We start from the raw sequence: 22,736 nt of genomic DNA, 5'->3' as shown, positions 1-22,736 counted from the left end.
AGGATGGCCGCGAGTCCATGCGTTGTGTCCATCCTTCGAGACGCGCGCAAGAGCGCGCTCCTCAGGATGACGGCCGAGATGAGGTGAACTGCGCGTTCACCGCGCTTTCCGGAACGTCAGATTGATGCGCTGGCGACCCAGCACCGCATGTTCGCCGTCCGCCAGCGGGGCGACGCCGTGAAACGCCAACCGCGCCGGGCCGCCCCATACCGCGATATCGCCATGTTCGAGCCGGTAGCGCTGCGACTTGTCGCTGCGCTTCAGGCCGCCAAACAGGAAGGTCGCGGGCAGGCCCAGCGACACCGATACGATCGGCGCACCGAAATCGCCCTCATCGCGATCCTGATGCAGGGACATCCGCGCACCCGGCTGGTAGCGGTTGATCAGGCAGGCATCGGTGGCGAAATTATCGAAGCCTGCTTCCAACGCCGCTTGTTTCGCAAGTGAGAGGAACGACGGCGGCATCGGCGGCCATGGCTTCCTGGAATCGGGATCGATCGTGTCATAACGATAACCGCTGCGATCGGTGACCCAGCCGGCATCGCCGCAATTGGTCATCGCTACCGACATCTGATGCCCGCCGGGTGTCAGCATGTGCCGAAACGACGCCTGCGCGACAATCTCGCGCAACGCCGTGATCAATTCGTCTTCGACTGGCTTGGCAAATCCGCGCAACAACACCGCGCCCTCCGCGATGGCCTCGCGTGAGGGCCGCAGATCGGGCAGGCCATCAAACAGATCGGTGCTCAAAACGCTTTGCACTCACTTCGCATCGTGAAAAATCACGCCAACGGTATGGCGATGGCCGGAGCGGATCCGGCTGACGCCATGGCGTAAATTAACCCGATAAACGCCGCGCGTCCCCTGCACCGGACGGTGATGCACAGCAAACGCGACCGCATCGCCCTGCCGCAGCGGCACCACTTCGGGACGCGACTGCATCCGCGGCCGCTGCTCGGTCAGCACGAATTCGCCGCCGGCGAAATCACGGCCCGGTTCCGACAGCAGGATCGCGACCTGCAACGGGAACACGTGCTCACCGTAGAGGTCCTGATGCAGGCAATTGTAGTCGCCAGCCTCATATTGCAACAGCAGCGGGGTCGGCCGGGTCTGGCCGGCCTCGTGACAACGCCTCAGGAACACTTCATGCGTCGCGGGGTAGCTGATATCGATGCCCATCGCCTGGTTCCAGCGATTGGCGACGCCGCAGAGTTTGGCGTAAAGCGCCGGCCGCAACGCACCGATCAGTTCCGGAAGCGGGTAGGAGAAATATTTGTATTCGCCCCGGCCAAAGCCGTGACGTCCCATCACGACCCGGCTGCGGAAGTGACTGTCGTCCGAATAGAGCGCCGTGATCGCGCCGCACTCGTCTGGCGACAGCAGGTTGTTCAGGACCGCGCAGCCCTGCGCGTCGAGATCGGCGGTCGCCTGCGTCCAATCGATGGCGTCGATGCGGGCGGGGATGCCGATCGAAGCAGTGCCCTGATGGGCGATTTTGGGAGCGATTTTGGCGTTGGCTGTCATGACGACAGTTTGGCAAACCGCGCCGACTGGCGCCACCCGATTTCCGATACCCTGCGCCGTCGTCCCCGCGATCAATCCGCTTACCGGATCGCAGCTTCCATGCCAGCCGCAAGCTCAAAAATCCGCCGATCCGCTCCGCCCGCCGCCGCCAGCATCAATCCGACAGGGACCTCGCCGTCGCGCTGCGCGGGCAGCGAGATCGCGCAGCCGTCGATCATGTTGATCAGCGAGCAATTGCGCAGCGCCAGCACGTTGGCCACGGCAAACGCCTTGTCATCGGCCAGATCGGCGATGCGCGGCGGCGTGTTGGCCGTGGTCGGCAGCACCAGCGCGTCATAGGGGGCGATGCGCTGTTCGATGCGCGCGATCATCGACCGCCGCGCGCCCAACAGATCGACATAATCGGCCGCGCTCATGGCCTCGCCGCGAAGAATACGCACCGACACGCGGGGATCGTAGACATCGCCCTTGCTCGCGATCAGGAAGCGATGCCAGGCATAGCTTTCCGCCGCCGAGAAACCGCCCTTGGTGTTCATGATGCCGATATCGAGGAATTCCGGCACCTCGATCCGCTCGATCAGGGCGCCCTGACGCGACAGGGTTTCCAGCGCGCGATGGAAGGTTTGCGCCACCGCATCGTCGAGATCGTCGAGCACCAAGGTGGTCGGCACTGCGAGCCGCATGCCCTTGATCGGCCGCGGCTGCAATTCGGTCACCGGCTCATCCGCCAGCACCGCGTCCATGATGGCGCAGCACGACACCGTGCGCGCCAGGGGGCCAAAACTGTCGAGCGTAAACGACAGTGGCACGCCACCGTCGAGCGGCACGCGCCGCTGCGTCGGCTTGAAACCGACGATGCCGTTGAAGGCCGCCGGGATTCGGCACGAGCCGCCGGTATCGGTGCCGAGCGCGCCATACGCCATGCCGTCGGCAACGGAAACCGCGGCACCCGAGGACGATCCGCCGGGCACGTGGCCGACGCTGCGCTGCCACGCGCTCTTCGGCGTGCCGTAATGCGGATTGATGCCGATGCCGGAATAGGCGAATTCGGTCATGTTGGTGCGGCCGATCACAACAAAACCGGCGCGGCGCAGCCGGGCCACCACCGTCGCATCGGCCTGGGCCGGCGGTGAATCATCGAGCGCGCGCGAGCCGGCGCGGGTCACCTGCCCCTTGATGTCGAACAGATCCTTGATCGAGATGGGGATGCCGGCAAAGCGCGACGGCGCGGCATTGGCTTTGCGCAAATGATCCATCGCGTCGGCCGCCGCGAGCGCTGCGTCCCGGTCGACATGAATGAAGACGCGCTGCCCCTCACCAGCGGGATCGGCGACCCTGGCGATGCAGCCTTCGACCAGTTTGCGGGCGCTGGTGCGCCCGTTCTCGAGATCGTCAGCCAGAGTGGCTAGGGTCGGTTTGTTCGGCATGGCTTCCTGTCTCACGATGTGGAAGCGCTAGTTGTCGCCCGAAGCCGGTTCAATGTCGAGATCGAGCAGCGCAGAGCTCAGCGATTTGCCGTGCGCGTCGAGCGCCAGCGAGCGAGTGACGCCGCCGCCGAGTGCTGCGGACATCACGAAATTCAGCGCCGAAATGTCAGGCAATTCATAGCGAACCACCTCGCCTTCGACGACACCGGCGAAATGCGCTTTGACCCGCGCGCTGGTGACCTGTTCCAGCAGCAGCGGATAATGCTTCTCGTGATAGGCGATCACGGAAATGTTTGATGTGTTGCCTTTGTCGCCGGTGCGGGAATGGGCGATGTCGCGCAGCTTCATGGCCTACGCCCCCACAAACCGGATCTGCGGCTTTGCCAGATCGCGCGGCAGCAACACCGAGGCCACCGCGACCACATCGCGCGCCGATTTCCAGGCGCCGCCGCCGGCGGCCGGGCCATTGGTGTAAAGCGTTTCGACCTCATTGCCGATCCGGATCGCCTCGCGCAGGCTTTCGGTACGCCCGGCGACGCGAACGCGCACTTCGTAAGGCTCGGCCGCGTGCGAGGAGACCTCCGCGCCGTGCAAAGATTCGACGCCGATCAATTCAAACCGCAATTCGCTCGCGGCAACGCCGGTGAGCTTGAGCCGCTCGCGCACAATCTCCAGCGCCAGCCGCCCGCGCGCCAGTGCGCCCGGCCCGGCATAGGAAATCTGGCCCTCGCCGATAAAACTGTCGACATAACCGACCGACACCTTCAGCGTTTCGGTGCGCCGCGTGCCGCGGCCGCCGCTAACCCGCACGCGATCGGGCGCGATCTCCTCGACCTTCACCTGCGAGAAATCCGCGACCACGTCGGGCTGCAAATAGCGCTTGGGGTCGTGCACCTCGTAGAGCAATTGCTCCTTGCAGGTCTGCGCCGTCACAGCACCACCGGAGCCCGCGACCTTGGTGATGACCAGCGCGCCGTCCTCGCCCACTTCCCCGATCGGGAAGCCGAGCCGCGCCAAGCCTGCGACATCCTTGTAGCCGGGGTCGGCGAAATAGCCGCCGGTGATCTGTCCGGCGCATTCCAGGAGATGCCCGGCGACGGTGCCCTGCCCCAGCAGATTCCAGTCATCCATCGCCCAGCCGAAAGCGTGGATCATCGGCGCCAGAAACAGCGCCGGATCGGACGCCCGCCCGGTGATGACGATATCGGCGCCTTCGCCAAGCGCCTGCGCCATCGGCTCAGCGCCGAGATAGGCATTGGCCGACAACAGCCGGTTGCCGAGTTGCTTGATGGTGCCGTCGAATTCCATGATCGGAAGATCGCCGTCCTTGCAGGCGTCGAGCACGTCGTCGCCGACGACAGCTGCGATTTTCAGCGACGACAATCCGAGCGATCTGGCGATCTCGGCGGTTTTCCGCGCGGCGGCTTCCGGATTGGCCGCGCCCATATTGGTGACGATCTTGATGCCTTTGGCGGCGCACACCGGCAGCACCGCGCGCATCCGCTCTTCGAGCAGCGGATCATAGCCGCCGTCAGGGTCTTTCATGCGCGCCTGCTGCGCCAGCGCCACGGTGCGTTCGCCGAGGCATTCGAACACCAGATACTGGAGGTCGCCTTTTTCGGCGAGTTCGAGCGCGGGCTCGATGCGATCGCCCGAATAGCCCGCGCCGGATCCGATCCTGATGGTTCGCATCATTTCAATCCGAAATAAGCCCGCCGCAGCGCCTCGTTATCGCTCATTTCCGCGACCGTGCCGGAGAACCGGATACGTCCGCCTTCCAGCACGAACACCCGCGTCGCCACTTCAAGAAAGCCGATATTCTGCTCGGCGATCAGAAGCGCAAGGCCCCGTCCGCGCAGATCGCTGAGGATGCGGATCACTTCCTTGACGAACAACGGCGACAACCCGGCCGAGGGTTCATCCATCACCAATAGTTTCGGCTCCGCCGCGAGCGCCTTGGCGATGCCAAGCATCTTGCGCTGGCCGCCGGACAGGCTGGAGGCCGGCGCGCGACGTTTTTCGCGCAGCACCGGGAACACGCCGTACATTTCTTCAACCCGCGCACCGGGATCGGCATGGCCGAGCGCCTGAGCACCGACGCGGATATTCTCCTCGATCGACAGATCGGGAAACACCGCGAGCTCCGACATATAGGTCATGCCGAGCTTCATGCGGTCGCTAGAGCGCATCCGCGTGATGTCGGTGTCGGCGAGCGTGATGCTGCCGCCCCGCGCCTCGATCAGGCCGACCAGCGATTTGAGGAATGTGGTCTTGCCCGCGCCGTTGGCGCCGAGCAGCAGCACGGTCTCGCTTGGGCGGACGTCGAGATCGACGCCCCACAGCACCTGCATCGTGCCGTAGCCGGCATTGACGCCGGAAGCTTTCATCAAGGGGGCTGTTTCAGACGGCATGCTCGCCTCCCAAAAATACCTCGATCACCTGCGGCACCTTGACCGCGACCGCGAGCGTGCCCTCGAAGATCTCCTTGCCGGCATTCATCACGATGACGCGGTCGGTGATGTGCTCGATGAACCCCATCAGATGCTCGACCACGATGATCGCGATCCCGGACCGCGCCAGCGCCTTGATGCGTTCGGCGATCCAGTCGAGCTCGGTCGGATTGAGGCCGGCGGCGAGTTCATCGAGCAGCAACAGCCGCGGCCCGGTCGCAAGCGCGCGAACCAGATCGAGGGTCTTTTGCTGCACGTTATTCAGATCGGCCGCCGGTCGGTCCGCGACCTCGGCGAGCCGGTATTCGTCGAGCAGCGCGGCCATCGCCGGAGGTGCTGCCGAGGCGCGGCCATAGGCCAGCGCGACATCGATGTTCTGGCGCACCGTCAGCGACATGAACGGCTTGGGCACCTGGAAGGTGCGGTTGATGCCGCGATGGACCAGTTTGTGCGAGGCCATGCCGCCGATCGACACGTCGTCCATCACGACTTCGCCGCCGTCGGGCGCATAGAGCCCCGAAATCACATTGATCGCGGTGGTCTTGCCGGAGCCGTTGGGCCCGACGAGTCCCAAAATTTCTCCGGGCACCACGTGAAAGCTCAGGCCGTCGAGCGCATGGAAGCCGCCGAAGCGTTTTATCACCTTGGAGATGGTGAGGATGGGCTTGTTGTCAGGGGACATGCCACCCCCGGCGGGTTGCGAGCGAGACCAGGCCCGCGGGCAGGAACAGCACCAATCCCATGATCAGGAGACCATAGATCAACTGGAAATATTGCGGCGTGGTGAACCCGATCAGATTGTAGATGCCGTAGAGAATGATGACGCCGACGATCGGACCGCAGATCGTGGCAACACCGCCGAACAGCGCAAACACGATCGCAAAAATGCTGAAATCGCCGGAGAACACGTTGTCCGGATAGAACACCGAAACATACCAGGCATAGACGCCTCCGGCGAGACCGGCCACCAGCGCCGAGGCCAGCCACGCGATCACGCGCATCTTGACCACATTGACACCGGCCATCGAGGCCGAGACCGCGTCCTCGCGCACGGCCTGTAACGCCAGCCCGAAGCGCGAGTTCTTCAGGAACACCACGGCACCCAGTGTCAGCGCCAGCACCACGACCGCCGCGGCATAGGCCATGTTCGGGTTGAAGGTGCCGGTGAGCGAGACGCCGTACGGCCCCTTGGTGATGTTTTCCAACGCGGGATTGGCGACGAAGTGCAACACCGCCAGCGATGCCGCGAGATTGGCGATCGCGAAATAAGCGCCGGACAGCCGCAGCAGCGGCGTCAGCAACAGACCCAGTGCGACGCCGACCAGGCCGCCGACGAGTACCGCCAGCACCGCGGGCGTCTGGAAGTGCATCACCATGATCGCAAAGCCGTAGGCGCCGGCGCCGAAGAAACCGACATAGCCGAACGGCAGATAGCCGGTGAATCCGTAGATGATGTTGACGCCCTGGGCGAGCACCAGGAAGATCACGAAATTGAACAGCAGCAGATGGTTCTGGTACACGCCGGGCAGCACCGCCAACAGGACGATCAGAGGCGCGACGATGAACAGCAGGTGTTTGAGCGAACTAGGCAACGCGCACCCGCCTTCCAAGCAGACCGCTCGGACGCAGCAGCAGGATGAAGATCAGGAGCACATAGGGCAGCAGGTCAGCCCATGAACTGAGATAGGTCTGCACCAGCATGTAGCAGACGCCGTAGACCACGCCGCCCAACGCCGTCCCCAAGGGATTGCCGAGCGATCCCAGCACCACGATGGCAAATGACGTCACGGTCGCATCGGCGCCGAACGCCGGCGTCACCGATCCGAACATGAAGGGCGCGAACACGCCGGCCACGGCGGCGAGCCCGAGGCCGATGCCGAAGGCGGCAGCCGAAACCCGATCGACATCGATGCCGGTCGCGAAGGCCTCGTCTCGCCGCGACATCACCGCGCGGGTCAGCGTGCCCAGACGCGTGCGGTACAGATAGAAATACACGAAGGCGATCGCGATCAGGCTGGTGCCGGCCGCGACCACCCATGGCGCCGGAAAGCCCTGGCCGAGGATCGATATCGGCCCGCTGGCGCCCGGCTTGCCGCCGAACAGCTTGACCTTGATGGTCGAGAATACCGTGCCAAGCAGCCGGCTCTGGATCGAGCGTTCGCTGGTGCCGGCGAAGATGGTGGTGATGGCCTCGATCACCTGCGATAGACCGAAGAACAGGATGATCGACAGCATTTCCGGATTAACCGAGCCCTGCAGCCGCGGCACCAGTACCCAGTAGAGCAGCAGGCCGACCAGCACGAACACCGCGAACGCCAGCGGCACCGCGAACAAGGGATCGATGCCGAAGATGCCGACGACACCGAACGCGATGAACGCACCCAGCATCAGGATGTCGCCATGCGCGAGGTTAACGATGCGCATGACGCCGAACACGAGATTGAGTCCGATCCCGACCAGACTGAAATACAGCCCGAACAGAACACCGGCGACGAGCGCATAGATCAGCATCGGCGCATCGCTCCCAGCGTCCGGCTTTCAGTTGGCGATCGGATCATGGACGCGGGTAAACCGGCTTGCCGGTCGCGGTCTCGTGCGGATAGATCGAGATGAACTTGACATGCTCATGCTCGTCGAGCGCGAGCTGACCAAGCGGCGTCAACTCGCCGATCTGACCGCCGGTTTCGTCCAGCGCATAGGTGCCGTCGAGTGTCTTGAGTTCACCCGACAGGCTGAAATTGGCGCGGCGCAGTTCGAGCTGATCGAGGCTGGTCGCAACCCCGAGCGTCTTTTCCATCACGAGGCCCGTGGTGTAGCCCGCCACCGCGTTGAACCCGAACTCGACCTTGCCGTCCGGATAAGCCTTCTCCCAGGCTGCCTTGTAGCTCTTCATGTCCATGCCGAAATTGACTTTATATTCCAGCTCCGACGGCGGGACATAGGTAAAGACGTGCTCGAGGCCTTTGGCGCCGACGTTCTTTTCCAGGAGTTCGGTTTCCAGACCCGCGTAGATGCAGAACAGCATTTTGAAATTGACGCCGGCGTCCTGCACGTTGCGCAGGAAAGCGATGTCGTTCGGCGCGAAACCCAGATGAATCACCGCATCCGGATTGGTGTTGGCGATGTTGTTGATGATCACGGTGTAGTTGGTGGTCTCGGTCGGAACGCCCTGATCGTAGACGATCTCGATCGGCGCCCCTGAATCCTTGACGAACTTGCGGAACGCATTGGCCTGGGTGCCGGTGAATTCGTTGGTCGCATAAAGGATGGCGATCTTCTTGATGCCGAGCGCGGGGCCATCATGCGTAATGAAGTCGGCGACCGGCTTCGGCCAGATCGTCGAGACCGGGTCGGACATCAACGCGATATAGGGGTTGTCCTTGGAAAAGAAGCTGGCGCCGGTGCCTGTCTGATCGAACAGGAACATCTTGTGGTCGCGGGCGATCGTCGCGGCCGGCGCGGTCAGCACCGAACCGGAATCGGAAGCCAACAGATCGACCTTATCCTGCGTGACGAGCTGGTTATACAGCGTAGACGCGGTCGCGGTGTTGCTCTGGTCGTCATAGGCGACAAGCTTGACGGGAATCTTCTTGTCGAACGCCTTCACATAGACGCCGCCATCGGCGTTCTTTTGCTCGGCCCAGAGCTTGAGGCCATTGAAAACCGGCATCGAAATCGACGCATAGCGACCGGATGACGCATAGAGCGTGCCGACCTTGATTTCCGCCGGCGCGTCGGCCGCAAAAGCCTGGGTGGCCATCGCCAAACCCGCCGCCAGCACAACCGATGCTTTTTTGATCATCTTGTTTCCTCTCCGGTTCTGGCTCCTTCTTGGCGCGTATTGGCCGACAAATCAACTATACGACAATTGAAATAAACCAATCTCAGTTATACGATTGTCCTATGGACGTTAATCTCCGGCAGATGCGGTCGTTTATTGCGGTGGCCCGGTTGGGGACCTTCACCCGGGCGGCGGAGTTCCTGCACGTCTCGCAGCCGACGCTGACCGTTCAGATCAAGCAACTGGAACAGGCGCTCCAGTTGCGCCTGTTCGACCGCACCCCCCGGTCCGTCAATCTCACCCGGATGGGTCGCGAGTTGCTTCCAACGTTCGAGAGAACCTTGCAGGATCTGGATTCCGCGCTGCTGGACTTCAAGAGCGTCTCGACCGCGCGGCATGGCGTCGTCAGGATATCGGCGCTTCCGTCGTTTGCATCCGGCCTGCTTCCCGACGCCATCAAATGCTTCCGAAAGCAGAATCCCGGCGCTTCGTTTGTCGTGAAAGACGTCATTGCGAATGCGCTGCTCGGCCTTGTCAGGTCCGAGGAAGTGGATCTTGGTTTGACCGGCGGCAACGTCGACTTTTCCGACATCGAAGTGTTGTTCAAGGCCCGCGACGAAATGAATGTCGTCTATCCTGACGGCCACCCGATTGGAAAAATCGGCCGCATTACCGCCGAACGCCTGGCGCAGTTTCCGCTGGTGATGCTGGAGACCGGTACCAGCGTGCGGACGGTGACCGACCTCGCCTTCAGCAAGGCGAAGCTGATGCCGACGCCGGTCGCCGAAGCGACCTACATGATGACGGCGATTGGCATGGTGCGCGCCGACATCGGCATTACCATACTCCCGGCATTGGCGCGTGAAATCGCGGCGGAACCGGGTTTGCGCAGCAAGCGCATCAGCGACAGGAATTTTGGACGGCCGGTTGCCCTGATAAAAAAGAAGGGACGCACCCTTCCGCCCCTCAGCAAGGCATTTGCGGATCAATTGTTCAACGACTGCGCAAACTTCCTGAAAGACATTGAAGACTGCAATCGCTAGCGTCTGCGACTTCCTCCGGCGCATGGCGACTGTACCGAGCTATTTTGCGCGAGCCGGAATAACGAACTCCGCACCGACGCGCTGTGCTGTTGACGATGGGCCGCGGAATGGCGCATCAAGAGATCAACCAAGGCCGAACCAGCCTGCTCAGGGAGAAATAATATGGCCGAGCCCGCGCGCGCGAAACCAAAACCGACACCGGAAACCCAGCATTTCTGGGACGGCACCCGGGCCGGCGAACTCCGCCTGCAGCGCTGCGATGCCTGCGCCAATGTCTACTTCCCGCCGCGCCCGTTCTGTCCGTCTTGCGCGTCGCGCAAGGTCAGCGTGTTCAACGCCTCGGGCAAGGGCAAGCTCTACAGCTATGTCATCAACCATCGGCCCGCGGCGCCCGGTTTCACGCCGCCTTATGCCATCGCCATCGTCGAACTCGACGAAGGTCCGCGCATGATGAGCAACATCATCGATTGTCCGCAGACGCCGGAGGCGCTCGAACTCGATATGAAGCTCGAAGTCGCGTTCGAGAAACTCGACGACAAGATCACCCTTCCCCAGTTCCGCCCGGCGAAGGGTTAAGATCATGCACAGAAATGCAGTTGCTATCGTCGGCGCGGCCGAGACCACCGAACTCGGCGTTATCCCGAACATGTCGCAGATCCAGTTGCACGCGGATGCAGCACTCAACGCCATCGCCGATGCCGGCTTGAAACTGTCCGACATCGACGGCATCGCCACCGCGGTCGAGACCCCGCAGCAGATCGCGCATTATCTCGGCATCACGCCGACCTGGGTCGACGGCACCTCGGTCGGCGGCTGCTCGTTCATGCTGCATGTCCGCCATGCCGCGGCGGCGATCGAGGCGGGTCTGTGCAAGACCGTGCTGATTACGCATGCCGAAAGCGGCAAGTCGATGATCGGCAAGCAACCGCGCTCGACCCCGGCCGACAGCCTCAACGGCCAGTTCGAGGCGCCGTTCGGCGTCTATGGCCCGCCCAGCATGTTCCCGATCCCGGTGCTGCGCTACATGAAGACCCATGGCATCACTCACGAGCAGATCGCGATGGTCGCCGTGGTGCAGCGCGAATGGGCCGCGAAAAATCCACGCGCCACGATGAAGGACCCGATCACGGTCGCGGACGTGCTGAATTCGCGGATGATCGCCTATCCGTTCCGTCTCTTGCAGTGCTGCCTCGTGACCGACGGCGGCGGCGCGCTGATCCTGACCTCGGCCGACCGCGCCAAGGATTTCCCGAGGAAGCCGGTTTACATCCTCGGCACCGGCGAGAGTGTGGAAACCCCGATGGTCAGCCAGATGAAGACATTTGACTCATCGCGCGCCTTCAAGGTGGCGGGCCCCTTGGCCTTCAAGGAGGCCGGCATCGCCCACAAGGACGTCGATCATGTGATGATCTACGATGCGTTCGCGCATCTGCCGCTCTACGGCCTCGGCGATCTCGGATTCATGCCGCATGAAGAGACCGGCCAATTCATCGCCGACGGCAACACCCGGCCCGGCGGCAAACTGCCGCTCAACACCAATGGCGGCGGCCTCAGCTACATGCATTCCGGGATGTACGGCATGTATGCCTTGCAGGAGAGCGTGCGGCAGATGCGCGGCATCGCGCCGGCGCAGGTGCCGAATGCTAAGATCTCGGTCTGCCACGGCGTCGGCGGCATGTTCGCCGCGTCAGGCACGATCATCTTTACCAACGAGAAATGAGCGAACTGCTCGCCTCTCCCTCTCCCCGTTTTTACGGGGAGAGGGGTGGGGTGAGGGGCCGCTTCCACACAAAAGGACTCGCGGAGAGTCCCCCTCACCCGGATCGCATCTGTGATGCGATCCGACCTCTCCCCGCAAGCGGGGCGAGGTAAGCAAGACACCGGGAGAACCACCAATGACAAAATCACTGCAAGACAAAGTCATCATCGTCACCGGCGCGGGCCGTGGCATCGGGCGCGAGATCGCGCTGCTCTGCGCGGCGGAAGGCGCCAAGGTCGTGGTCAACGATCCCGGCGCCGCCGCCGACGGCGCGGGATCGAGTGCCGCGCCTGCCGAAGAAGTGGTCGAGGAGATCAAGAAGCGCGGTGGCACCGCGGTCGCCAATTTCGAGACCGTCGCCGAGGCCATTCCGGCCAGCAAGATCGTCAAGGCGGCGACCGATCATTTCGGCAGGCTCGACGGCGTCGTCAACAACGCCGGCATCCTGCGCGACATGATCTTCCACAAGATGAGCGTGGAAGCGTTTGAGTCCGTCATCAAGGTGCACCTGATGGGCTCGTTCTATGTCAGCCACGCCGCGGCTCGGCTGTATCGCGAGCAGGAGAGCGGCTCCTTCGTGCACTTCACCTCGACCTCGGGCCTGATCGGCAACTACGGCCAGGCCAATTACGCGGCGGCGAAGCTCGGCATCGTCGGGCTGTCGAAGTCGATCGCGCTCGATATGGGCCGCTTCAACGTGCGCTCGAACTGCGTCTCGCCGTTCGCCTGGACCCGCATGATCGGCACCATCCCGACCGAGACCGACGCTGAAAAGGCGCGCGTCGAGAAGATCAAGCAGATGGGCCCGGAGAAGATCGCGCCGATGTGCGCCTATCTGCTCAGCGACGCCGCCAAGGACGTCACCGGTCAGATCTTCGGCGTCCGCATGAACGAGATCTTCCTGTTCGGCCAGCATCGTCCGGTGCGCTCGGTTCACCGCGGCGAAGGCTGGACGCCGCAGACGATCGCCGAGCACGGCATGCCGGCGCTGAAGGGTTCGTTCTCCAAGCTCGACCGCTCCGCCGACGTCTTCAGCTGGGATCCAATCTGACAGTTTTATGAAAATGTCGTCCCGGCCTCGCGCGCAGTTGCGCGTAAGGGAGCCGGGACGACACACTCTTTGGTTGTTTGATCAAAGCTCGCCTGCTTTATGCCCGGATTGCGGGCATATGATTATCTCCCAACAAAAAAACATGGGAGGAAATCATGACAAGCCTACTGACCTTTTCCAGCGAAGAGAAAGACGGCGGCGGATCGAAGGGTTTCGACCGCCGTACGCTGCTGAAGGGCGCCGCGGCGCTCGCCGGCACCACCGCGCTGGCATCAGAAGCCTCCGCCCGCGACTACGGCCGCAACGCCGAACCGCAACGCTATCCCGACCCCGATATCGTCGTGATCGACGAGAAACGTTTCAAGGCCAAGGTCGGCAACACCTCGATCAAGCGTCTCTATACGGGTTGTCTGTGGGCCGAGGGGCCGGCCTGGAACGCGCAAGGCCAGTATCTGGTCTGGAGCGACATTCCCAATAACCGCCAGCTTCGCTATCTCGACGACGACGGCCACATCTCCGAACAGTTTCACAAGCCATCCAACGAAGGTAACGGCAACACCTTCGATTTCGAGGGACGGCAAGTCACGGCCGAACGGACCAGGCTGGTCCGTTACGAGCACAACGGCGCGCTCACGGTGCTGGCCGAGCAAGCCAACGGCAAGCAGCTCAACGGGCCGAACGACGTCGTGGTGCATCCCAACGACAAATCGATCTGGTTCACCGATCCCGGTTATGGCGCGGTCAGCATTTACGAAGGGCAGAAGGCCAACACCGGCACGGTCCAGCCCTATCAGAAAGAGGCCGTCTACCGCCTCGACGCGCAAACCGGTCAAGTGACGAAAGTGGCGGACGAACCGTTCAAGCCGAACGGCATCGCCTTCAGCCACGACTACAAGAAGGTCTATGTCTGCGACACCGGCATCACGCATTACCCCAATGCCAAGAACATCGTCTGGCAATACGATCTCACCGGCGACAAGCTCTCGAATCCGCGTACGCTGATCGACATGACGCTCGACGGCAAATCGGGATTCCCCGACGGCATGCGGGTCGATACCGAAGGCAATATCTGGGTCGGCGCGGGCTGGGTCGGCGAGGGCTATGACGGCGTGCAGATCTTTGCGCCCGACGGCGCGCGGATCGGCCAGATCAAGCTGCCGGAAACCTGCGCCAACCTCTGCTTCGGCGGTCGCAAGCGAAACCGGCTGTTCATGGCCGCGAGCCAGTCGCTGTATGCGGTCTATGTGGAGACGCAGGGCGCGCATAATTGTTGAGGGAGGGACAACCTCTCGTCGTCCCGGCCTCCGCGCCGGGACCCATACTCCGTGCCGCCGCGTTTTGGCACGGAGTTAAAGCCCTTACTTCAACTCCAACGCCAGGGGCTATGGGTCCCCGCCTTCGCGGGGACGACGGCTGAGGCGGCGACAGCTCACCCGCTATTGCGCAAGCCGGCCGAAATCCCGTTGATCGTGAGCTGAATTCCGCGCAGCACCTGCTCGTCGGGATTCTGCGCGCGATGTTCTTTCAGCAATTCCACCTGCACATGGTTCAGCGGGTCGAGATAGGGAAAGCGGTTGCGGATCGAGCGCTCCAGCAGCGGATTGCCCTGCAGCAGGCGATCCTGCCCCATGATGTCCAATAGCGTCTCGATCGACGCGTGCCATTCGCGCCGGATGCGGCCGAAAATCTTTTCGCGCAGCGCCTCGTCGGGCACCAGTTCGGCATAGCGCGAGGCGATCGCGATCGAGCTCTTGGCCAGCACCATGTCCATGTTCGACAGCAGCATGCGGAAGAACGGCCATTCGCGATAGAGTTCCTTGAGGAACGGCATGCCCTGGTCCGGATGTTCCGCGATCCAGGTTTCGACCGCGCTGCCAAACCCGTACCAGCCCGGCAGCATCAAACGGCATTGCGCCCAGCTGAACACCCAGGGAATGGCGCGGAGGTCCTCGATCTCACGGGTCTTCTTGCGCGATGCCGGACGGCTGCCGATGTTCAGGGTCGAGATTTCGGTGATGACGGTCGAGCCCCAGAAATAGTCGGCAAAGCCGTCGGTCTCGTAGACCAGCCCGCGATAGGCCTTGAAAGCGAGCGCCGACAATTGCTCCATCGCGGTCAGATATTCCGCGCGTGGCGCGCTCTGCCGGGGCTGCAACAGGCTGGCCTCGAGCGTCGCGGCGGCGAGAATCTCCAGATTGCTGCGGCCGACTTCCGCGTTGGAATATTTGCTGGAGATGATCTCGCCCTGTTCGGTGATCCGGATCTGGCCGTTCACCGCGCCGCCGGGCTGCGCGATGATGGCATCATAGCTCGGTCCGCCGCCGCGTCCGACCGATCCGCCGCGGCCGTGAAACAGCCGCAGCCGCACCGCGTGGCGCTCGAACACATCGACCAGGCCGATTTCGGCCTTGTAGAGCTCCCAGCCGGACGTGACAAAACCGCCGTCCTTGTTGCTGTCGGAATAGCCGAGCATCACTTCCTGCACGGCACCGCGGCTGTCGACCAGCTTGCGGTAATCGTGCAGCGCCAGCATCCGGTCCATGATGCCGGAGGACGCCTGCAAATCCTCGATGGTCTCGAACAGCGGCACGATGTTGATCGCGCTGCGGCCGGAGGGATCGACCAGGCCGACCTCCTTCAACAGCAGCGCCACCTCCAGCATGTCCGACATGCCCTTGCACATCGAGATGATGCATTGGGGAATGACGTCCGCGCCGAATTTGCCATGCGCCTCGGCGGCGGCATGGAACACCGCGAGTTCGCCCAGCGTCTCATCGCTGTATTTCACGAACGACGACGTCAGCGGCCGCGCGTTGCGCAACTCGCCGGCCAGCAGCGCGACCCGCGCCTCCTCGCCGAGCGCCAGATAGGACGTGCCGGGCATCGCCGCATCGAGCAGTTCTGCCACCGTGCGTTCATGCACCGCGGAATTCTGCCGCATGTCGAGACAAGCCAGATGAAAGCCGAAACAATCCACCGCCCGCCGCAACAGCCGCAGCCGCCCGCGCGCGATCACGCCTGAATTATTCGCGATCAGCGAACGATCGAGCACGTCGAGATCGGCCTTGAACTCGTTGACGCTGGTATAGGACGCGGCCTCGCCGACCGGCCGGCGGGTGGTTTCCACCTCCAGCCTCGCGGCGGTCGCAGTGAGCCGCGCATAGATGCCGGATACCGCCAGTCGATACGGCTCGCCGCTTCGATGCGGCGAGGTATCGGGCGATCGTTTGGCGAGCGCGCGCAGTTCCTCGGACACATCGGCCAGATGGGCGGCCAGCGACAGCTCGGAGCCGAGGACGTGCAGTTCCTCGAGATAAAAATTCATCACGCGGCTTGACTGCAGCCGGAGCGTGCCGCGCATCACCTCGGCGGTCACGAATGGGTTGCCGTCGCGATCGCCGCCGATCCAGCTTCCCATTTTCAGGAACGACGCCAGTTCGCCCGCGTCGCCGCCCGCCTCCTGGTTCAGCCGGTCCTCCAGGCTGCAATGCAGCAGCGGCACCTCATGCAGGAAGGTATAATCGTAGAACGACAGCCCGTTGGCGACTTCGTCGAGCACGGTGAGCTTGGTCCGGCGCAACAAATTGGTCTGCCAGAGCGTCAGCACTTCGCGGCGCAATTGCTCGTCGCTGGCCTCGCGCTCTTCCGGCGTCAACTGGACCCGCTCGCGCCGGTCGAGCAACGCCGCGATCTCCATCTCGCGGTCGATCGTGCTCTTGCGGCGCACTTCGGTCGGGTGCGCGGTCAAGACCGGGCCGACCAGTGCTTCCTTGAAAAACCTTCGCAGGTCAGCGGCGCTGAAGCCGGCCTCGCGCGCATGCGCCAGCGTGCTGGCGAGCGTTCCGGGACGCTGGGCGCCGCGCGCGCGCATCTGGCGGATATTGTTCTGGTCCTCGGCAATGTTGGCGAGGTGCGAAAAATAGCTGAACGCGCGTACGATGCGCACGGTCTCGCTGATCGACATACCGTCGAGGATGGTTTCCAGCTCGCCCCTGGCCAGGCGGTCTTCGTCACGGTGAAACCGGATCGAGGTCTGCCGGATGCGCTCGACCAGGTCGAACAATTCGGCGCCTTCCTGGTCGCGCACGGTGTCGCCGAGGATGCGCCCGAGCAGCCGAATATCCTCCCGCAGCAGGGCATCCGCTTCGAGGGCAGCGACATCGTCACCGCGGTTGGGACGTGCGTCGGTATCGGAAGGCATGATCTGGGACGACATCCATCTGCTCCAGAAATTGCCCGGCAGCCATGAGTCGCAATTTTTGCGGCGCAGCGCAAGATCAAGATGAGGGCGATCTTCCTTATCGATGCGAGCCCTTTCGTCGTCCCGGCGAACGCCGGAACCCATAGCCACTGGTGGTTATGTTGCGGAAGGCGTCTATCCCATCGCTCAAACGATAGGACACGGCGTATGTGTCCCGGCCTTCGCCGGGACGACGGCGGTGTGTTCTATCGCTCTAAATCTTCCGCCCTGCCCGCTCCCAATAGGGATCGCGCAGGCGCCGCTTGAAGATCTTGCCGGAATCCTCGCGCGGCAAAGCGCGGTGGATTTCGACATGTTTTGGCACTTTGTAGTCGGCCAGCGACGTCTTGAGCTGACGGCGGATGTCGGCTGCCTCGAGTGTGACACCCGGCTGCGGCTCGACCACCGCCATCAATGCCTCGCCGAACTCCTCGTCGGGGATACCGAACACCGCGCAATCGTGGACGCCGGCAACCGCATGCAGCGCGGCCTCGATTTCGGCGGGATAGATATTGACACCGCCCGAGATCACCATGTCGCGCTTGCGATCGCAGATGAAGACATAGCCGTCCGGATCGATGTAGCCGACATCGCCCGAGGTGACAAAACCGTCGCACTCGACCTCGGCGCGCTTTTCGGGTTTGTTGTGATAGGCGAAATCAGGTTGATCGGCCGCCCGGGAATAGATTTCACCGATTTCACCCGGCGCTACCGCGCCGCCATCGTCACCCAGAAAGCGCAGCTCGACACCTTCCAGTATCCTGCCGACAGTGCCAGGCTTCTTCAGCGCGTCGTCGGAAGTGGCAAAGGTCAATGCGCCGGCTTCGGTGCTGCCGTAATATTCCGTGATGATCGGTCCCCACCATTCGATCATGGCGCGTTTGGCGTCGGCCGGACAAGGTGCTGCGGCATGAACGATATGGCGCAGCGAGGAGACGTCATATTTCTTGCGCACCGCCTCCGGTAGCTTCAACAGCCGGATGAACATGGTCGGCACCATGAAAAGGGTGTCGATCGCTTGCGCCTCGATCAGCCGCAGGAATTCCTCCGGCTCGAATCGCGGCATCAGCACCAGCGCGCCGCCGAGACGCCCCGAGCGCAGGCCGAATGAGTTCGGCGCGGAATGATAGAGCGGACCCGGCAATAACGCCCGCACACCCGGCTTCAAGCCATAGATCAGCGCCCGCATCCGCTCCGAGGCGCGCGTCTGTTCCGGCGTCGGCGCGGCTCGGCGAACGCCCTTCGGGTGACCTGTCGTGCCCGACGTGTAGATCATGTTCTGCGGCTGCGGCACCACAGGCCCGTCATAGGGTGAGTATTGCGTAAGCCAGGATTCCAGGTCGATCGCGAAATCAGGTGGCCCGAGCAAATCAGGATCGATCCTGTAAGCCCCCAGGATTTCCGGCGGCGTCGGCACGCTGAGCACGGTGACGCCGGCGGGGATCGCGCCACGCAACGGGTGCAGCAAGTCGGCGTGGCCGATCAGGACCGAGCTTTGCGAGTCCTGCAGGATGTAATTGATTTCCTCCGGCTTGAAGTGCCAGTTGACCGGCACGCCATAGGCGCCGAGCCGCATCGCGGCATAGGCGGCTTCCATGAAGGTGATGTCGTTGCGCATGAGAACGCAGACGCAGGCGCCCTGCCCGACGCCAAGCTGATGCAGCCCGCTGGCGATGCGGGCCACGCGGTCGGCGACTTCAGCATGATCGCACCGACGCTCGCCGCTGACGATGCCGAGGAAGAGGGGTGACGTTTCACTCATTTGTTTTTTCTTTATTGGAACACTGATGTTTTCGTCATCACCGGGCTTGTCCCGGTGATCCACGTCTTACTTCGGCTGTCGTAAGGTAAGACGTGGATGGCCGGAACATAGGCTAGCGGAAGCGACGCCGTCCTTCGGACGGCTATGCCGGCCATGACGGCGCGTGGAATCACACATCCGCAAATTTCGGCGCACGTTTTTCGATGTTGGCGCTCACGGACTCAAGCTGGTTGGCGCTCCCCAACAGCTTCTGCTGCTCGACCGACTCGGCGAGCAGCGCCGGACCGGGATCGACCGAGAGCTTGTTGAGCAGCCGCTTGGCGGCGCGGATGGCATCGGGGCTTTTGCCCGCGATTTCGCGCGCAACTTCGAAGGCCGCCGCGCGCGGGTCGTCGCACACGCGCGTCGCGAGGCCATAGCCGAGGGCTTCATGCGCCGAGAAGATCCGGCCCGTATAGGTGAGCTCCCGCAAAATATCGTCGCGCACCAGGCTGGCCAGGATCGGCGTTCCCGCCATGTCCGGCACCAGGCCCCATTTGATTTCCATGATCGACATCCGGGCGTCCGGGGCCAGGAAACGCATGTCGGCGCCGAGCGCGAGCTGGAAGCCGCCGCCGAACGCCACGCCCTGGATCGCGGCAATCACCGGCACCGGGAGTTGGCGCCAGCCCCAGACCGCCTGTTGCGGGAAATTGACCAGGCCATGGGTTCGCGCGGTCAGGTCGCGGCTCTCGCCGCCCGCTATCCCGTTACCGCCCGTTTCCTTCATCGCGGCGAAACGGCCCATGTCGAGGCCGGCGCAGAACGCCCGGCCCTCGCCGGACAATACTACCGCTCGCACCCCTTTCTCTTGGCCCAACCGCTCGGTGGCGGCAACCAGCGCCTCGAACATCGCGGCATCGAGCGCGTTCATCTTGTCCGCCCGCACCAGGCGGACGTCGGCGATACCGTCCGAAATCGATATCGAGACGCGTTGTTCCATGAGAATTCCTCCACGCTTATTCTTCGGTGCCGCTTTACAGGACGGCGCTGTCCGGATTTAGTCAAACGACCAATTAACAGACAATCTCCTCGGGTGGAAACCATGTTCAACGATCAGCTTCTCGCCGGGCGGCGCATTCTGGTGACGGGCGGCGGCACCGGCCTCGGCAAATCCATGGCGGCGCGTTTTCTCGAACTGGGCGCCGAGGTTCATATTTGCGGCCGCCGCAAAAGCGTCTGCGACGAAACCGCGACCGAATTGATGGACCTGCACGGCGGCCGCGTGGTCAGCCACGGCGTCGATATCCGCAACGCGCTCGCGGTTGACGAGATGATCGGGCAAATCTGGACCGCGGGTCCCCTCACCGACCTCATCAACAACGCCGCCGGCAATTTTGTCTCCCGCACGCAGGACCTGACACCGCGGGGCTTCGATGCGGTCGCCAATATCGTGATGCACGGCACGTTCTATGTGACGCACGCGGTCGGCCGGCGCTGGATCGCGGGCAAGCAGCGCGGCAACGTGGTGTCGATCACCGTGACCTGGGTGCGCAACGGTTCGCCCTATGTGGTGCCGTCGGCGATGAGCAAATCCGCGATCCACGCCATGACGATGTCGCTGGCGATGGAATGGGGAAAGTACGGCATTCGTCTCAATACCATCGCACCTGGTGAAATTCCAACCGAGGGCATGAGCAAACGGCTCAATCCGGGCGACGAGCCGGGCGCGCGCACCATCGCGCGCAATCCGATGGGCCGCGTCGGCAAGATGGAGGAATTGCAAAACCTCGCGGTATTCCTGATTTCCGGCGGCTGCGACTGGATCAGCGGCGAGACCATCGCGATGGATGGCGCGCAGGCGCTGGCGACCGGCGGAAACTTCTACGAGCTGCGCGACTGGTCCGACGCCGACTGGGAGCGCGCCCGCGACCAGATCAAGGCCCAGAACGAAAAGGACCGCTCTGCGCGGGGGTAAGCGGTCGTCCCTGCGAACGGGACCCATCACCCCCTGGCTTCGGTTGTTGCTAAGAATGTCCGCTATCGTGCTACACTGACACGACACGGCGTATGGGTCCCGGCGCGGAGGCCGGGACGACAGCCGCCGATAAAAAACAACAAACGTCTTCCAGGGGGAATCATGTCCAACGCAGAGGACTGGCAAAACCTTGCCGATATGGTGCGTTCGCGGGCCAAGACCCGCGGTAATGCCACCGTATTCGAATTCGAGGGACGCCGGACCAGTTTTGTCGAACTCGATATCAACACCAATCGCGTCGCCAATGCGCTGCGCGCGCTTGGCGTCAAACCGCATGAACACATCGCCTATCTCGGCAAGAACAGCGACTTCTATTTCGAGCTGCTGCTGGGCGCCATGAAAGCCAACATCGTGATGGCGCCGGTGAACTGGCGCCTCGCCGGGCCCGAGATCGCCTTCATCGTCGAGGACTGCAAGGCGCCGGTGCTGTTCGTAGGCCCCGAATTCATCACCCAGGTTCATAACATACGGGCGCAATTGCCCAGCGTCCGCACCATCATCACCACGGAAGGCGGCGCGCCGGAATGGCAGGATTATGCCAAATGGCGCGACGCCCAGAGCGGCGACGATCCGAGGGTCGAGATCAGCCCGAAGGACATCGCGATCCAGCTTTATACCTCCGGCACCACGGGCAAGCCAAAGGGCGCCATGCTGTCGCACGCCAATTTCCTCAATCTGGTGCGCGCCGGCGGCGCTGAGCGGCCGGCCTGGAACACATGGAACGAGGACGACGTCTCGCTGGTCGCGATGCCGATCTTCCACATCGGCGGCTCCGGCTGGGGCACGCTCGGCGTCTATCACGGCGCCACCGGCGTGATCGCCCGGGAATTCGATCCGACCAAAGTGCTGGATTTCTTCGAGCAATCCGGAATCACAAAACTGTTCATGGTGCCCGCCGCGATGCAGTTCGTGGTGCGGCAGCCGCGCGCGCGGCAGGTCGATTTCTCGCGGTTGAAATACATGCTCTATGGGGCCTCGCCGATTCCCGCAGCGCTGCTGAAGGAATGCATCGACGTCTTCAAATGCGGCTTCGTGCAGATGTACGGCATGACCGAAACCACCGGCACCATCGTCGCTTTGCCGCCGGAAGACCATATCGAGGGACTGGACCGCATGCGTTCAGCCGGCAAGGCGCTGCCCGGCGTTGAGCTTGCGATCCTCGATGCCGCCGGCAACAAATTGCCGACCGGTGAAGTCGGTGAAATCGCCACGCGTTCCGGCTCCAACATGGCCGGCTACTGGAATCTGCCGGAGGCCACGGCCCGAACGCTTGGAGCCGACGGCTGGCTGCGCACCGGCGACGCCGGTTACATGGACCAGGACGGCTACCTCTATATCCACGACCGTATCAAGGACATGATCATCTCCGGCGGCGAAAACATCTACCCCGCCGAAGTCGAGAGCGCGATCTGCGACCACCCCGATGTCGCCGAAGTCGCCGTGGTCGGCGTTCCCGACGATAAATGGGGCGAAGCGGTCAAGGCGATCGTGGTGATGAAATCGGGCAAGACCGCGACCTCAACCGACATCATCAACTTCACCCGCGAACGCATCGCCGGCTTCAAGACGCCGAAGACCGTCGACTTCATCGAAGCCTTGCCGCGCAACGCGTCAGGCAAGATCCTGCGGCGGCATCTGCGCGATCCGTATTGGGAGGGCAAAGATCGACAGGTGAATTGAGG

The 22,736-nt window shown here is 63.0% G+C and carries 20 protein-coding genes; 7 read left to right on the top strand and 13 right to left on the bottom strand.

What is annotated here, in order from left to right; genetic code table 11:
• Nucleotides 1-96 precede the first annotated feature (96 nt).
• The 10 genes from alkB to GSQ88_RS20785 form a co-directional block, all read right to left on the bottom strand.
• Complete coding sequence (alkB, locus tag GSQ88_RS20830) at nt 97-750, bottom strand: DNA oxidative demethylase AlkB (RefSeq protein ID WP_159009933.1); 654 nt, start codon at nt 748-750, stop codon at nt 97-99.
• 12 nt (nt 751-762) lie between these two features.
• Nucleotides 763-1,524 carry a 2OG-Fe(II) oxygenase gene (locus GSQ88_RS20825; RefSeq protein WP_159009631.1) on the bottom strand — a complete coding sequence of 254 codons (762 nt, stop codon included), beginning with the start codon at nt 1,522-1,524 and terminating at the stop codon, nt 763-765.
• Between the two features lie 80 nt (nt 1,525-1,604).
• Entirely contained in the window at nt 1,605-2,951 is a 1,347-nt protein-coding gene (locus tag GSQ88_RS20820) for an amidase (protein ID WP_159009630.1), read from the bottom strand.
• Nucleotides 2,952-2,978: 27 nt separating this feature from the next.
• Nucleotides 2,979-3,299, bottom strand: a complete 321-nt coding sequence (locus GSQ88_RS20815; RefSeq protein ID WP_159009629.1) for an AtuA-related protein — start codon at nt 3,297-3,299, stop codon at nt 2,979-2,981.
• Between the two features lie 3 nt (nt 3,300-3,302).
• Nucleotides 3,303-4,643, bottom strand: coding sequence for an acyclic terpene utilization AtuA family protein (locus GSQ88_RS20810; RefSeq protein ID WP_159009628.1), 1,341 nt, complete (start codon nt 4,641-4,643; stop codon nt 3,303-3,305).
• The gene (locus GSQ88_RS20805) at nt 4,643-5,362 is read right to left on the bottom strand and encodes an ABC transporter ATP-binding protein (protein WP_159009627.1); all 720 of its coding nucleotides are present in this window, start codon (nt 5,360-5,362) and stop codon (nt 4,643-4,645) included. Before GSQ88_RS20805 ends, GSQ88_RS20810 begins: the two co-directional genes overlap by 1 nt.
• Nucleotides 5,352-6,083, bottom strand: a complete 732-nt coding sequence (locus GSQ88_RS20800; RefSeq protein WP_159009626.1) for an ABC transporter ATP-binding protein — start codon at nt 6,081-6,083, stop codon at nt 5,352-5,354. The genes GSQ88_RS20805 and GSQ88_RS20800 overlap by 11 nt, the downstream gene beginning before the upstream one ends.
• Nucleotides 6,073-6,993, bottom strand: a complete 921-nt coding sequence (locus GSQ88_RS20795) for a branched-chain amino acid ABC transporter permease (protein ID WP_159009625.1) — start codon at nt 6,991-6,993, stop codon at nt 6,073-6,075. Before GSQ88_RS20795 ends, GSQ88_RS20800 begins: the two co-directional genes overlap by 11 nt.
• The gene (locus GSQ88_RS20790) at nt 6,986-7,912 is read right to left on the bottom strand and encodes a branched-chain amino acid ABC transporter permease (RefSeq protein WP_159009624.1); all 927 of its coding nucleotides are present in this window, start codon (nt 7,910-7,912) and stop codon (nt 6,986-6,988) included. The genes GSQ88_RS20795 and GSQ88_RS20790 overlap by 8 nt, the downstream gene beginning before the upstream one ends.
• Before the next feature lie 43 nt (nt 7,913-7,955).
• A complete protein-coding gene (locus tag GSQ88_RS20785) occupies nt 7,956-9,203 on the bottom strand; it encodes an amino acid ABC transporter substrate-binding protein (RefSeq protein WP_159009623.1) in 1,248 nt (415 codons plus the stop codon).
• A gap of 101 nt (nt 9,204-9,304) precedes the next feature.
• Between GSQ88_RS20785 and GSQ88_RS20780 the strand changes: the two genes are divergently transcribed.
• The 5 genes from GSQ88_RS20780 (at nt 9,305) to GSQ88_RS20760 (ending at nt 14,309) form a co-directional block, all read left to right on the top strand.
• The gene (locus GSQ88_RS20780; protein ID WP_159009622.1) at nt 9,305-10,225 is read left to right on the top strand and encodes a LysR family transcriptional regulator; all 921 of its coding nucleotides are present in this window, start codon (nt 9,305-9,307) and stop codon (nt 10,223-10,225) included.
• Between the two features lie 162 nt (nt 10,226-10,387).
• A complete protein-coding gene (locus GSQ88_RS20775; protein WP_159009621.1) occupies nt 10,388-10,801 on the top strand; it encodes a Zn-ribbon domain-containing OB-fold protein in 414 nt (137 codons plus the stop codon).
• 4 nt (nt 10,802-10,805) lie between these two features.
• A complete protein-coding gene (locus GSQ88_RS20770; protein WP_159009620.1) occupies nt 10,806-11,945 on the top strand; it encodes a thiolase C-terminal domain-containing protein in 1,140 nt (379 codons plus the stop codon).
• A gap of 175 nt (nt 11,946-12,120) precedes the next feature.
• Nucleotides 12,121-13,035 (top strand): SDR family oxidoreductase, encoded by a 915-nt coding sequence (locus GSQ88_RS20765; RefSeq protein WP_159009619.1) that lies wholly within the window; start codon nt 12,121-12,123, stop codon nt 13,033-13,035.
• Nucleotides 13,036-13,190: 155 nt separating this feature from the next.
• Nucleotides 13,191-14,309, top strand: coding sequence for an SMP-30/gluconolactonase/LRE family protein (locus tag GSQ88_RS20760; protein WP_159009618.1), 1,119 nt, complete (start codon nt 13,191-13,193; stop codon nt 14,307-14,309).
• Nucleotides 14,310-14,464: 155 nt separating this feature from the next.
• Here the strand turns inward: GSQ88_RS20760 and ppc are convergent, their stop codons facing one another.
• The 3 genes from ppc to GSQ88_RS20745 all read right to left on the bottom strand — a co-directional run bounded on the left by ppc (nt 14,465) and on the right by GSQ88_RS20745 (nt 20,019).
• On the bottom strand, nt 14,465-17,251 hold the full coding sequence (gene ppc / locus GSQ88_RS20755; protein WP_159009617.1) for a phosphoenolpyruvate carboxylase: 2,787 nt from the start codon (nt 17,249-17,251) through the stop codon (nt 14,465-14,467).
• Between the two features lie 238 nt (nt 17,252-17,489).
• Nucleotides 17,490-19,037: an acyl-CoA synthetase gene (locus GSQ88_RS20750; protein ID WP_159009616.1), complete on the bottom strand. Its 1,548-nt coding sequence runs from the start codon at nt 19,035-19,037 to the stop codon at nt 17,490-17,492.
• Nucleotides 19,038-19,206: 169 nt separating this feature from the next.
• Nucleotides 19,207-20,019, bottom strand: coding sequence for a crotonase/enoyl-CoA hydratase family protein (locus tag GSQ88_RS20745; RefSeq protein ID WP_159009615.1), 813 nt, complete (start codon nt 20,017-20,019; stop codon nt 19,207-19,209).
• 102 nt (nt 20,020-20,121) lie between these two features.
• On the opposite strand from GSQ88_RS20745, the gene GSQ88_RS20740 reads away from it, so the two are divergent.
• Nucleotides 20,122-20,994 carry an SDR family oxidoreductase gene (locus tag GSQ88_RS20740; RefSeq protein ID WP_159009614.1) on the top strand — a complete coding sequence of 291 codons (873 nt, stop codon included), beginning with the start codon at nt 20,122-20,124 and terminating at the stop codon, nt 20,992-20,994.
• A 162-nt stretch (nt 20,995-21,156) separates the two neighbouring features.
• On the top strand, nt 21,157-22,734 hold the full coding sequence (locus tag GSQ88_RS20735; RefSeq protein ID WP_159009613.1) for a fatty acid--CoA ligase: 1,578 nt from the start codon (nt 21,157-21,159) through the stop codon (nt 22,732-22,734).
• Nucleotides 22,735-22,736 lie beyond the last annotated feature (2 nt).

This window comes from Bradyrhizobium sp. S69, assembly GCF_009766005.1.
Classification (GTDB): domain Bacteria; phylum Pseudomonadota; class Alphaproteobacteria; order Rhizobiales; family Xanthobacteraceae; genus Bradyrhizobium.
This window is presented reverse-complemented; position numbering and strand designations above follow the sequence as displayed.

Coding starts and splice junctions, on each gene's coding strand:
- GSQ88_RS20745 (WP_159009615.1), bottom strand. CDS start 20,019: ATGGAACAACGCGTCTCGATATCGATTTCGGACGGTATCGCCGACGTC.
- GSQ88_RS20825 (WP_159009631.1), bottom strand. CDS start 1,524: ATGACAGCCAACGCCAAAATCGCTCCCAAAATCGCCCATCAGGGCACT.
- ppc (WP_159009617.1), bottom strand. CDS start 17,251: ATGTCGTCCCAGATCATGCCTTCCGATACCGACGCACGTCCCAACCGC.
- GSQ88_RS20815 (WP_159009629.1), bottom strand. CDS start 3,299: ATGAAGCTGCGCGACATCGCCCATTCCCGCACCGGCGACAAAGGCAAC.
- GSQ88_RS20735 (WP_159009613.1), top strand. CDS start 21,157: ATGTCCAACGCAGAGGACTGGCAAAACCTTGCCGATATGGTGCGTTCG.
- GSQ88_RS20775 (WP_159009621.1), top strand. CDS start 10,388: ATGGCCGAGCCCGCGCGCGCGAAACCAAAACCGACACCGGAAACCCAG.
- GSQ88_RS20770 (WP_159009620.1), top strand. CDS start 10,806: ATGCACAGAAATGCAGTTGCTATCGTCGGCGCGGCCGAGACCACCGAA.
- GSQ88_RS20820 (WP_159009630.1), bottom strand. CDS start 2,951: ATGCCGAACAAACCGACCCTAGCCACTCTGGCTGACGATCTCGAGAAC.
- GSQ88_RS20785 (WP_159009623.1), bottom strand. CDS start 9,203: ATGATCAAAAAAGCATCGGTTGTGCTGGCGGCGGGTTTGGCGATGGCC.
- GSQ88_RS20790 (WP_159009624.1), bottom strand. CDS start 7,912: ATGCTGATCTATGCGCTCGTCGCCGGTGTTCTGTTCGGGCTGTATTTC.
- GSQ88_RS20760 (WP_159009618.1), top strand. CDS start 13,191: ATGACAAGCCTACTGACCTTTTCCAGCGAAGAGAAAGACGGCGGCGGA.
- GSQ88_RS20800 (WP_159009626.1), bottom strand. CDS start 6,083: ATGTCCCCTGACAACAAGCCCATCCTCACCATCTCCAAGGTGATAAAA.
- GSQ88_RS20805 (WP_159009627.1), bottom strand. CDS start 5,362: ATGCCGTCTGAAACAGCCCCCTTGATGAAAGCTTCCGGCGTCAATGCC.
- GSQ88_RS20780 (WP_159009622.1), top strand. CDS start 9,305: ATGGACGTTAATCTCCGGCAGATGCGGTCGTTTATTGCGGTGGCCCGG.
- GSQ88_RS20740 (WP_159009614.1), top strand. CDS start 20,122: ATGTTCAACGATCAGCTTCTCGCCGGGCGGCGCATTCTGGTGACGGGC.
- GSQ88_RS20765 (WP_159009619.1), top strand. CDS start 12,121: ATGACAAAATCACTGCAAGACAAAGTCATCATCGTCACCGGCGCGGGC.
- GSQ88_RS20750 (WP_159009616.1), bottom strand. CDS start 19,037: ATGAGTGAAACGTCACCCCTCTTCCTCGGCATCGTCAGCGGCGAGCGT.
- GSQ88_RS20810 (WP_159009628.1), bottom strand. CDS start 4,643: ATGCGAACCATCAGGATCGGATCCGGCGCGGGCTATTCGGGCGATCGC.